Raw genomic sequence first — 12,063 nt, 5'->3', positions numbered from 1 at the left:
ATAAAACTTTTCAGGAGGAGATAAAAAATGGAAAATATATACGCTAATCGTATGAAAAACGTTCCACGTTCTTTTATAAGAGAGATACTTAAAGTAGTTGATGACCCCGAAATAATTTCATTTGCGGGCGGTTTACCAAACGCTGATTTATTTCCCGTGGAAGAAATAAAAAATGCCGCTGTTTCTCAGTTTGATAATCACGGTAAAGAGATACTTCAATACAGTACCACAGAAGGATATCCACCCTTAAGAGAATTTATCGCCAATAGGTACCACGAAAAGAAAGGTTTAAACATAACAAAAGATGATGTTTTAATAACTCATGGTTCTCAACAAGCCCTCGACTTACTCGGAAAACTTTTTTTAAATGAAGATGATTTCATTGCAATTGAAGAACCTGGATACTTGGGAGCCATACAAGCATTAGCAGTATACACAAAAAACTTTAAAACCGTAAAACTATCCCAAGAGGGTCTTGATTTAGAAGAATTAGAAGATGTTTTAGAAGAATTTTCACCAAAATTACTTTACACCGTCCCAAATTTTCAAAATCCTTCGGGAATTACATATACAAATAAAAACAGAGAAAAGATAGCTGACTTGTTGAAAAAGCACAATATTTACCTAATAGAGGATGACCCATATGGAGAGTTAAGATTTGAAGGGGAAGATAGTGTTTCATTCAAAAAATTGATTCCTGAACAAACGATACTTTTAGGATCTTTCTCAAAAATTGTTGCCCCAGGATTTAGGCTGGGTTGGGTAGTTGCTCCCAAAGATGTACTGGAAAATCTTGTGACTGCTAAGCAAGGGGCTGATCTACATTCTAATTATGTAGGGCAAAGAATACTATACCAGTTCTTGAAAGAGAACGACCTAGACAAACATATAATGAACATAAAAATGAGGTATGGTACCCAAAAAAATGCCATGATAAAAAGTATCAAAAAATATTTCCCCAAAAACGTAGAGTATACAGATCCACAAGGTGGAATGTTTCTATGGATAACTTTACCAAACAATATTTCCGCTCTGAAGTTATTTGAGAAGGCTATAGAAAAAAAGGTAGCCTTCGTTCCTGGAGACCCTTTTTATATCGATAAGAACAATGTAAACACATTGAGGCTAAATTATTCCTGTGCAAATGAAAAGAGCATCGAAGAGGGTATAAAAAGGTTAACCTCTGCAATACACGAATTAGTTATTTAAATGGTCATCAAACTTTTTAGGCAAAAACGCATCTCTTAATCCAATAAGGAAAATAATTATACCAAATATAATGCCCAAATTTAAGTTTCTCAAAGATGCGATGATGTACCCCAGGGAAAAACCATTTAACATCCAAGATAAAATAATTAACAATTTTTTATTAAACGCGGTATAAAGAAGAGCAAAAAAGGCAGACAGGTTAATTAACAAATAAAAATAAGATGGATCAAAATTATTTAAATAACCAAAAAAAGAAAATAAAATCCCTACTAATAAAATAAAGTTACCCAATTTGCTGTACATACTTTTTTCCCAGGAAATGTAAAGTATAATACCTAAGATTACCAGTGAAAAAATCCAATACAACATATCAACCAGAAAAAAACCAATTGTAGAGTTTATGAATACCGAAATTAATGTAAAAGCCATTTTTCCACCCCTTTATTAAATAAACTCGTTCTATTTTACTTAAACAAAGTAACCAAAAAATTACCCCTTCCTAAATAATTAAGGAAGGGGTATATTTTGTTATTTCTTATCAGGGATAGATTCCTCTTAACTTTGTAGCATTTGCCACACGTTCAATGGCTCTCACATAAGCAGCTGTTCTCATATCAACTTCATACTTTCCCATCGTTTGAGCAACATCACAAAATGCATTCTTCATCTTTTTATGAAGGGCTTTTCTAATGTCTTCTAGTTCCCAAAAATTCCACTGAAGCCCTTGCACCCACTCAAAGTACGAAACCGTTACTCCACCAGCATTTGCCAAGAAATCCGGTACTATGAAGACATTTTTAGACAATAATATCTCGTCCGCTTCGGGAGTTAATGGTCCATTAGCTCCTTCGACAATGAGTTTTGCTCTTATTTCCTCTGCATTATCTTCATTTACTGCATTTTCTAAAGCACAAGGGGCCAAAACATCAACATCTAGCTTCAATAATTCTTCGTTCGTTATCTCTTTATAACCTTCTTCGTTAACATCCAATAACAATGCTTTTCTACCTTTAGTTCTATCCATTAGACTACGAATCTCTTCTGCTGTGAAACCGGACTCTTTATAAAAACCACCACTATAATCAGATATTGCAACCAACCTATATTTAGTTTCTTCTGTAAGGGTCAAAGCTAAGTAAGAACCAACATTACCAAACCCTTGAATGGCAACGGTTATTGCTTCATCTTTCTTATTTAGCTTCCCTTTGTCTCTCAAATACTTTACAGCTTCCTCAATACATATATTTACTCCTCTTCCAGTGGCCTCTGTTCTTCCTTCAGATCCGCCGATCTCTAAAGGCTTCCCCGTGACTATGCCTAAGGTAGTATGACCAATATTCATCGAATATGTATCCATCCACCAAGCCATTATTTGACCATCAGTGTTTACATCTGGAGCAGGGATATCTTTTTCCTCACCTATTATGATTTGAATTTCAGAGAAAAATCTTCGTGATAATCTCTCTAATTCAGAATCAGAAAGTTTAAACGGATTCACTGTAACTCCGCCTTTAGCCCCACCATAGGGGATATCCACCACTGCTGACTTCCAAGTCATCCAAAAAGCCAATGCTTTAACTTCATCTAATGTAACATTTGGATGGTACCTAATTCCACCTTTTGCCGGACCTCTAGAAACATTGTGTTGTACCCTATAACCTGTAAAAACTTTGATTGACCCATCATCCATGCGTACTGGGAAATTAACAGTAAGTTCTCTTTTTGGCTTGATTAATACTTCTCTTAAATTTCTATCTAGTTCCATAATTCTAGCGGCTCTGTCAAATTGCTTAACGGCGTTATCGTACAAGCTTACCTTTTTTGTTTCTTCCATCTTTGTAATCCTCCTTTTTCTAATTGTTTCTCTCTTTCTATTAAAATATAGAACTTCACTTTTATTGTACATAAATATTTTATCCCTTTTTTCTCAAAGTTTCAAATCCAAAGAAATCTATTCTTAGGCGATTAGAAGCAATTATATGAATTTAGGAACAATTATCGACATTTTTGTCAACTATGAAAAAAATTTCAAGAAATATTTTTCATAGAATCGCCCTAACAATTTATGGTATAATAAAATGAACAATTTATTATAGGAGAGAGTCAAATTGATAGAAGAAAAATTCATTGAAGATCTTAAAAAAAATGATCCCGATGCGTTTAAAAAATTATACGAAGAGTATGCACCAAAAATTTATGGGGTTTTAAAAAATTACGTTAACCATGATGAAATAGAAGATGCACTTCAAGAGGTGTTTATAAGAATTATTAAAGGAATAAATGGATTTAAAGGCCTTTCCAAATTGTCTACTTGGATTTACAGAATAGCTGTCAATGTGGGAAAAAATTATTCTCGCAAATATCAACGAAGCAAAGAAACTTCTGTGGATTTTGAAGATGAAACGGATCAAAATCCTAATATACAAGCAATCTCCAATACAAATGTAAAAAATGAAGTACTAGAAGAGCTTGATTACCAAATGATTTTAAATATAATGGAAAAACTAGACAAGGAAGAAAGACTACTGATTAAGTTAAGAGATATCGATGGTATGAGTTACAATGAAATTGCTGAGATAATGGAAATCCCTTTAGGGACTGTAAAAAGTAAGCTGCATTATGCGAGAAAAAAATTGCGACAATTCATAGAGGAGGCCAACTTAGTATGAACGAAAAAGAAGAAGAATTGTTGAACGATTTTTTTGAGGGGAAAATCAAGGAAGATGAGTTGAACGAAAATTGCAAGAAAATGATCGATATATATAGGGGCATTATAAAAACATATTTTTCCTGCGAAAACTCTGTTATCAACAATGTTAAAAACAAACTTAATCTTGGATAATCACTTAATGAAAGGGCTGAAGAAATGATAAGAGTCAAAGTTCCAGCCACAACTGCCAACATAGGACCAGGATTTGACAGTTTAGGGATAGCCTTACAATTGTACAATATCATAGAAGTAGAAGAAATAAACTTTGGCCTAGAAATTAATATTCCGGTTGAAGATCAAGCATATATAGAAACTAATGAGCATAATTTAGTTTATCAGGCGATGAAACGATTGTTTGACGCAGTAAATATTCATCCGAAGGGTCTTCGCATAAATCTTATAAATAATATACCCATAGCAAGAGGTTTGGGAAGTAGCGCAGCCTGTATAGTCGGAGGCTTAGTAGTTGCCAACGAACTGCTTAATAATCCTTTGAAGAAAGAAGAGATAATATATTTAGCAGCTACAATGGATGGACATACGGATAATATTCTACCTGCATTCGTTGGAGGATTGACAGTAGGAAGTTTGTTGGAAAAAGAAGTTAAGTATGTAAAAATGGATTTACCAACTCAGTTGAAATTATTGGCAATTATCCCCGATTTTCATTTTTCTACCAAAAAAGCTCGTTCACTTTTACCAAAAAATGTGCCCATTGAAGATGCGGTGTTTAATATAAGCAGAGTTGGTCTTCTCGTAGCCTCGCTTGTAACCTCCCATTTTGAAAATTTGTCAGAAGCCACGAAAGATAAAATTCATCAGCCATATCGTAAAGATTTTATCCCCTACTGGGAAGAAATAACATCTAAATTGATGAAAATAGGTACAAAGGGGTATTTTTTGAGTGGTTCTGGGCCAACAATCATGGGAATTTTGGACGGAGATTATAAAAATATAGAAGATGAGATGGTTAATTTTCTTTCTCACTTTGATCAAGGTTATAAAGTAACGGTTTTGGACGTATGTCATAATGGATTGGAGGTAATAAACGATGAGGGAAGTAATGGATGTTATCGATAAAGACGAAAGTTACGTGTATTTGAGAACCACACGAACGCAAGAATGTGAAAGCTGTGCAATGAAAGGTGGCTGTACCCTATTAGGTGGGGCAAACGAACTAAATTTAAAAGCTAAAAACATCGAAAAAGTCGATGTAAAAAAAGGAGATAAAGTAGTTGTAGAATTACCTGAAGTTCCAGTAGTGAAACTTTCTTTTTTAGCTTATGGGATTCCTTTAATAGTTTTCTTGTCTATAGTTTCCATTCTCTATACTTTGGGCTTTTCAGATATCTTCTCTTTCTTGGCTGGCATTTTAGGATTGGGAATTACTTATTTTTTAATTCATCAGTACGATAGAAAAAAATTAAAAGACAGATACTTACCAGTCATACTACAAAAGTTAGAGAAGAAAATAGATCTAAAGTTGCACGAAAAAGGAGAAATCTAAAGTATTTAAAAGCTTGGGTAAAACCCAAGCTTTTAAATTTTAAACTCACCAGGAAAATGACATGATACAAAATGTCCTGGCTTAACTTCTTTAAGTGGTGGTTCTTCTTTGCTACAAATATCTTTAGCAATTGGACAACGAGGATGAAATCTACAACCCGAGGGTGGATTTAGAGGGCTTGGTACATCACCTTGTAAAACCACTCTTTTCTTTTTCACTTCCGGATCTGGTATAGGAATTGCCGACATCAAAGAAACCGTATAAGGGTGTAATGGCTCATCAAAGAGCTCTTTTTTCGTTGTTAATTCAGCTATCTTTCCTAGATACATAACCGCTATTCTGTCGCTTATGTGCTTCACAACGGCCAAATCGTGAGCTATAAAAACATAGGTTAAACCGTAATCATTTTTCAAGTCAACCATTAAATTTATTATCTGAGATTGAATGGAAACATCTAAAGCGGAAACTGCTTCATCAGAAATGATTAATTTTGGGTCCAATGCCAAAGCACGCGCTATCCCTACTCTTTGCCTTTGTCCACCAGAAAATTGGTGGGGATACCTATAAACATAATCTTTCGATAATCCTACTGTTTCCATTAAGTTAGCTACTCTATCTCTTATTTCAGAAGCTGTACCCATTTTATTAACTTTCATACCTTCTCCTATGATATCCAGAACTCTCATTCTTGGATTTAAGGAAGAATAGGGGTCTTGAAAGATGACTTGGGCATTTTTTCTAAAGGATCGTCTTTTTTCAGCCAAATTATTCAACAAATCTTTTCTTATTTCACTTACTCCGTTTTGAAAATATAACTGTGCGTATTTTTTGTCTATTTGATTATCTAATTTCTTAATTACTTCTTCTTCTGAACCTAATTCTTTTTTCATTTTTTCAAATCTGTCTGAATAAATCTTCTTAACATACTTATTAACGGTGGTACCTTTCATGAACCATGGTGTAGTGTCTTGTTCCTCCATTATAATTCGTCCATCTGTTGGTTCGTATAATCTCAGGATTGTCATGCCTGTTGTACTTTTACCACAACCGGACTCACCAACAAGCCCCAGAGTTTCGCCTTCTTTTATTTCAAAACTAATATCGTCTACAGCTAGCACTTGGGCGACTGTTCTTTTGAAGACCCCGGCTCTAACAGGAAAATATTTTTTCAAATTTTCAACTTTTAAGATCACTTTGTCACTATTTGGCACTATACTTCACCTTCTTTGACTTTGTTCATTTCGTCCAATAATTTGTCTATGTGCCAACAACGGGAAAAATGGCGAGGTTCTACTTCTTCCAAGTTAGGATCTTCATCTACACATTTTTGATCAGCAAAAAAACACCTATTTGAAAATTTGCAACCCTTTGGAAAGTTCAAGGGATTTGGAACAACTCCAGGAATAGAAAGCAACCTCTCCTCTTCCTTGTCTATTCTGGGAATTGAATTCATCAAGCCCCATGTATAGGGATGACGTGGCCTTTTAAAAATAGTTTTGATTTCACCACTTTCAACCACTTCACCACCATACATAACTAATGCCCTGTCAGCCATTTCAGCAATTACTCCCAGATCATGTGTGATAAAAATTATGGACATTTTAAATTCATTTTGTAAATCCTTCATAAGTTCCAGTATCTGTGCCTGAATGGTAACATCCAATGCGGTAGTTGGTTCATCTGCTATAAGAATGGAAGGGTTGCAAGCTAACGCCATAGCGATCATAGCTCTCTGTCTCATTCCACCAGACAATTCGTGAGGATATTGATCTATTCGCCTTTCTGGTTCGGGAATGCCGACCTTTCTTAATAAATCAATCGCTCTTTTTTTACCTTCTTTTTCGTTCATATTAAGATGTAGTTCAAGAGATTCCATGATCTGCTCCCCAACAGTGTAAACTGGGTTAAGTGCAGTCATAGGTTCTTGGAAGATCATGGAAATCTCTTTACCGCGTATCCTTCTGAGATGGTTGTCCGATAAAGATAAAACATCAGTATCTTTGTACTTTATTTCTCCTTCAGCGATCCATCCGTTTTCGTCTAGTAGCCTTATAGTGCTTAACGCAGTAACTGTTTTGCCTGAACCAGACTCTCCCACTATTGCCAAAGTCTCACCTGGATAAAGCTCAAAACTTGCACCATTGACGGCCTTTATTATTCCGTCCTCTGTTTTAAAATGAACATGCAAATTATTAACACGAAGTATAGGTTCGCTATTATTATCTTTCAAAAAACTTCCTCCTCTCACTTTATCGTCTCATTCTTGGATCAAAGACATCTCTTAGGGCATCTCCCAGTAAATTCCACCCCATGACAAAAAGAATCATAGCCACACCAGGATACAAGATCGTGAACCAGTATTGACCCGGACTTGTACCTCCAATGATCCAGTCTCTTGAATACGATAATATAGATCCCCAATCCGCGTATCCTTGTGGAGCACCTAAACCCAAGAAACTCAAAGCTGCGGCAGTGATAACCATCGATCCAATCCTCATGGTAGCGTTTATCAAAACTGGAAATATCGTATTAGGTAAGATATGTTTAACTATAATTGCCGCGTCTCTTACCCCAAGAGCTTTTGCAGCCATTACGTATTGCTCGTTTTTGGCTTGAAGTATGTTCCCTCTGATCAATCTTGCCGTAACCATCCACCCAAAAATTATCAAAGCAATCATCATATTTCTAACTCCAAGACCTAAAATAGTTGTTAAAACCATAGCTGCAAGCATAAAAGGTATGGACATAAAAATATCTGTAATTCTCATCAAAACTTCTTCAAGCCAACCACCAAAATAGGCAGCTACTGAACCAATAAAAAGCCCAACAGCGGTTGAAATTAAAACTACCACCAACCCTATCTGAAAAGCGGTTCTAGTTCCCCATACAACACCATAAAAAATATCCTTTTGATTTACTATCCCAAAGGGATGTTCAGGAGATGGTGGTATAGGTTCTAATGTTGAAACTGCGTTGGGGATCATGAAAGGGTCAAAATCAATTGAGTTCAAAAAATCTTTGTTTAAGGTTTCATAAACGTTTAAAGCTTCATTTTTGAAATCTTGTCCTTCGAGTGACTGGAGATCACTGATCATTTCAGAAAGTTGTAAAGACCTTTCATATCTTTCTACAACACTTTCATATTCATTTCTCAACCTTCTAATTACTCCATTGGTATCTTCATCAAAATCTTCATAGTAGGACCTATTTAGAACGTACATATCAACTAATTCTTCAATTTGAGATTTTAATACTTCTTTTTCAATCTCTCCATCTTCAAACTTTTCAACACTTTCCATCAATCTTGACATATCTTGATAATCCATTTCAGCGAAAAAATATGTATCTTCCCAATAGCTTTGAAACTCTTGAATAATAGAATCTTTATTCCCTGTTGGATCTTCATTTACTAATTCAAGGGCCCTTTCCAAGTTTCTTTCTTTTGGTAATTGAGGAGGTGCAATCACTGGTGCAAATATTGCTACAATTATGAAAAAAACTAATATAGAAAAGCCAATAATGGCGGAAGGATTAGTAAAAAAACGCTTTAAAGCCCTTTTTGTTTCTTCATTCACAATTTTCACCTCACCCTAACCTGATTCTTGGATCAATAAATGCATACGATATATCGATTATAAGATTTCCAACAATAAGTATGAAAGAAGTAAATAATAAAACACCCATTATAGAAGCATAATCTAGAGTCTGAGCCGCTGTTGCCGCAAATGATCCCAAACCTGTTCTAACAAAAACCATCTCTACTATAACAACGCCTGCCAATAAACCAATAACCATTTGACCTGCGGTTGTTACAACTGGAATTAGAGCATTTCTTCGGGCATGTTTGTTTATGACTACTCTTTCTGGTAAACCTTTTGATCTTGCAGTTCTTATATAATCTCTTCTAAGAACTTCCAACATCGAAGATCGGGTAATTCTCAATAGATTAGCCCACCATAACCAAGAAATGGCAATAATGGGTCCTAAAATATGCCTTAAAGCATCCCAAAATATATCGATTCTTCCGTTGAGTAATGCATCTATAGTCAAAAGATTAGTATAATTATTAAAGGTAGCACTTTTTACAACTTCGTCTGCCCATAAGCTCAGATTACCTGGTGGAAACCATCCCAAACCTATATAAAATATCAATAAGACCAGTATTGCCCAAACAAAATCTGGCAAAGACCAACCTATTAAAGCAAATATTCTAATAGCCTGATCTATAAATGAGTTATGATGAACTGCAGCGGTAACCCCCAACCATATACCAATCCCTATTATAGGAAAAATAGCGTATAGTGCTAATTCTACCGTATAGGGGAACCTGTGTAATAAAGCATCTAAAACAGGTTCTTTCCCCACTACAGACCAACCAAGATCACCCTTGAACAAATTCCCTATCCATTTGCCGTATCTAACTGGCCAAGGATCTGTTAAACCGTACTGCTCCATTAAAACGATTTTATCTTGATCGGATAATTTTGCATAAGTATTTGGATCAACATAGGTAGATAAAAGTTTCAAAGGTCCTAGTAATTGTTGCATAGAAAAAACTATCAAAGTAACACCTAACATAATCAAAGGTAGTAATAACAACCTTCTGATGATGTATGTTGTCAAAAGTAGACACCTCCGCTCTGTGAATTATACTTAATAAGTAATCACTTAAAAAGAGAGGGGAAAACCCCTCTCTTCAAATTTTACTACAAAAAACTTTCTTTTTACATTATCTTAGCAGAATTATTACTCTACTTTAGTGTAGTTATAGTAATAATCGCCGGGCCAAATTGGATTATTTATCCATCCTTTTAGCCAAGAACGATGGACTCTCAACCCTTGTGGCTGATAAAGAGGCAAAACAAGAGCATAATCAAAGACAAATTCTTGAATATCTATATACATTTGCTCTCTTACAGCAGGATCAGATTCAAGGGCTGCGTCTTCTATCATTTTGTTCAATGATTTTCCACCAAATTCTGGTCTTGGCAAGCTTGCAAATTCCGCAAAGTTATCGCCGTAGTACCCTCCGTAATCACCTTCACTGTGGTAATAGGTGAAAATAAAGTTATGTGGATCAGGAAAATCAGCAACCCAACCAATGATGTAAACAGGAAGCATCATATTTTCTCTTTCATCTAAGTAAGTTGGCCATTGAACTCCTCTAACTTCAACTTGGAATCTAGGATTTATCTTTGCTAAATTATCTCTCAATATTTCAGCAGATACTCTCCTTGAATCGTTCCCTGTATTGTAAAGAATAGTCATTTTGAAACCTGTTTGCCATAATCTACCTTTGTAAGCACGTTTAAAGTAATTTTCAGCCTTTTGCAGATCCAATTCGTATGTCGGGAGATCTTCACTATACCCTAAGAATCCGGTTGGCAAAGCGGTAGGAACTTTTTCACCCAAACCGTTCAAGACTTCATTTATCATACCATCATAATCAAAGGCATACGCGAAACCTAATCTAACATTATGATCTTCAAAGAAATCTGGTGGAATACCGTTTCCATCCAATTGACCAGAGCCAATGTATGGGGACTCAGGATCAACTTGCCAATTGAAGCCTAAAGAAGTAATTGAAACCTCAGGCGTACCAGGAATAACGGTCAGACCATCCATAGAAAGCACAACATCTAAATACTGAGCAGGAACATAAGCTATGTCTGCATCGCCTGTTTCAAGCATAGCTCTTCTTGTTGACCATTCGTCTATACCTTGAATAATTACTCTTCTTATTGGTGCGGGACCTCTCCAGTAATCGTCGAATCTTTCGAGCGTTATCCTTTGTTGAGCGTGATCCCATTCTACTAACTTATACGGACCAGTTCCCATAGCATGATCAAAATAAGGAGACTGTTCTTTCGTCCATCCGTGATACTTCCACCAACCTTCTGCATTTCCATCCCATACACCTATTTCTATAGAGTATTCTTTGTCTAATATCGCACCCCAACCACTTCCTGAAGCAAGTACATTCAAAAATGGGGCAAAAGGTCTTGCCAAATGAACATGAACTTCGTTACCTTGAACTTCTACTGCAGGATCTATTACATCATAATAGAAATTAACTAAAGCTTCTTCGTATTCTGGAGTTGTTGGATTCATATCATCATCAAATATGGTATCCCATGAAGCACCTACATAGTCTTCTACTAGTGTTCTAATGCTGAAAACACCAAACATAGGGTCTAAGTACATCCATACTGGTCCTCCAGCAGGGTTGTATAACAGCGCTCTTTCGAAGGTGTATTCGACATCTTCAGGGGTTAAATCGTTACCGTTCTGGAATTTAACACCTTCTCTTATTGGGAAGACATATGTTGTTCCACCATCTCTCAAATAACCATTTTCAACTGTAGGGACAACTGTCGCGAGCATAGGAACAAACTTGGACAAACTTTCTCCATCGTATGCTATCAAGTTGTCATATACGTTGAAAATAACTTCACCACTAGAAGTGTCATAAGCATGGTGAGGGTCTAAAGTATCTGGCTCACTTAGTGTTGCATCGAAGATCATATCAGGGTTTTTAACCTGTGAGAAAGCGAAAACACCCATCAAAGTAACCATAAGAACAATAAAAACTTTTTTCATACCTCTACCTCCTTTGCAGATTTATTAGCGTTTGTAC

General features: G+C 35.7%; 11 protein-coding genes and 2 pseudogenes. 5 read left to right on the top strand and 8 right to left on the bottom strand.

Going from position 1 to position 12,063, the window contains the following annotated elements; all coding sequences use genetic code 11:
* Positions 1-27: 27 nt before the first annotated feature.
* Complete coding sequence (locus tag PMOB_RS08145) at positions 28-1,209, top strand: aminotransferase-like domain-containing protein (RefSeq protein WP_012209377.1); 1,182 nt, start codon at positions 28-30, stop codon at positions 1,207-1,209.
* On the opposite strand, the gene PMOB_RS08140 is transcribed toward PMOB_RS08145, so the two are convergent.
* Both PMOB_RS08140 and PMOB_RS08135 read right to left on the bottom strand, forming a co-directional pair.
* Positions 1,198-1,638 carry a hypothetical protein gene (locus PMOB_RS08140; protein ID WP_041534133.1) on the bottom strand — a complete coding sequence of 147 codons (441 nt, stop codon included), beginning with the start codon at positions 1,636-1,638 and terminating at the stop codon, positions 1,198-1,200. The two genes, PMOB_RS08145 and PMOB_RS08140, sit on opposite strands and share 12 nt — an antisense overlap.
* Before the next feature lie 109 nt (positions 1,639-1,747).
* Positions 1,748-3,043 carry a Glu/Leu/Phe/Val family dehydrogenase gene (locus tag PMOB_RS08135; protein WP_012209376.1) on the bottom strand — a complete coding sequence of 432 codons (1,296 nt, stop codon included), beginning with the start codon at positions 3,041-3,043 and terminating at the stop codon, positions 1,748-1,750.
* 274 nt (positions 3,044-3,317) lie between these two features.
* Between PMOB_RS08135 and PMOB_RS08130 the strand changes: the two genes are divergently transcribed.
* From PMOB_RS08130 to PMOB_RS08120, 4 genes are read left to right on the top strand one after another with little or no spacing between them, the layout of a single operon-like run.
* Complete coding sequence (locus PMOB_RS08130; RefSeq protein ID WP_012209375.1) at positions 3,318-3,878, top strand: RNA polymerase sigma factor; 561 nt, start codon at positions 3,318-3,320, stop codon at positions 3,876-3,878.
* Positions 3,875-4,051: a hypothetical protein gene (locus tag PMOB_RS10720; protein ID WP_155811096.1), complete on the top strand. Its 177-nt coding sequence runs from the start codon at positions 3,875-3,877 to the stop codon at positions 4,049-4,051. The genes PMOB_RS08130 and PMOB_RS10720 overlap by 4 nt, the downstream gene beginning before the upstream one ends.
* Before the next feature lie 24 nt (positions 4,052-4,075).
* Entirely contained in the window at positions 4,076-4,999 is a 924-nt protein-coding gene (gene thrB / locus PMOB_RS08125; protein ID WP_012209374.1) for a homoserine kinase, read from the top strand.
* Complete coding sequence (locus PMOB_RS08120) at positions 4,971-5,426, top strand: SoxR reducing system RseC family protein (RefSeq protein WP_012209373.1); 456 nt, start codon at positions 4,971-4,973, stop codon at positions 5,424-5,426. Before thrB ends, PMOB_RS08120 begins: the two co-directional genes overlap by 29 nt.
* Before the next feature lie 32 nt (positions 5,427-5,458).
* On the opposite strand, the gene PMOB_RS08115 is transcribed toward PMOB_RS08120, so the two are convergent.
* From PMOB_RS08115 to PMOB_RS08095, 6 genes and pseudogenes are all read right to left on the bottom strand, one after another.
* Positions 5,459-6,637, bottom strand: coding sequence for an ABC transporter ATP-binding protein (locus tag PMOB_RS08115; RefSeq protein WP_012209372.1), 1,179 nt, complete (start codon positions 6,635-6,637; stop codon positions 5,459-5,461).
* A complete protein-coding gene (locus PMOB_RS08110; RefSeq protein WP_012209371.1) occupies positions 6,637-7,656 on the bottom strand; it encodes an ABC transporter ATP-binding protein in 1,020 nt (339 codons plus the stop codon). The genes PMOB_RS08115 and PMOB_RS08110 overlap by 1 nt, the downstream gene beginning before the upstream one ends.
* Before the next feature lie 19 nt (positions 7,657-7,675).
* Positions 7,676-8,383 (bottom strand): annotated as a pseudogene (locus PMOB_RS11190) (ABC transporter permease); the annotation flags it as partial.
* Between the two features lie 543 nt (positions 8,384-8,926).
* Positions 8,927-9,001 (bottom strand): annotated as a pseudogene (locus tag PMOB_RS11185) (hypothetical protein); the annotation flags it as partial.
* 10 nt (positions 9,002-9,011) lie between these two features.
* Positions 9,012-10,049 (bottom strand): ABC transporter permease, encoded by a 1,038-nt coding sequence (locus tag PMOB_RS08100; protein ID WP_012209369.1) that lies wholly within the window; start codon positions 10,047-10,049, stop codon positions 9,012-9,014.
* 123 nt (positions 10,050-10,172) lie between these two features.
* Positions 10,173-12,026, bottom strand: coding sequence for an ABC transporter substrate-binding protein (locus PMOB_RS08095; RefSeq protein ID WP_012209368.1), 1,854 nt, complete (start codon positions 12,024-12,026; stop codon positions 10,173-10,175).
* Positions 12,027-12,063 lie beyond the last annotated feature (37 nt).

The sequence above is a fragment of the Petrotoga mobilis SJ95 genome, assembly GCF_000018605.1.
GTDB lineage: Bacteria > Thermotogota > Thermotogae > Petrotogales > Petrotogaceae > Petrotoga > Petrotoga mobilis.
Note: the sequence above shows the minus strand (reverse complement) of the source record. Positions and strands in the feature narration are given on the sequence as shown.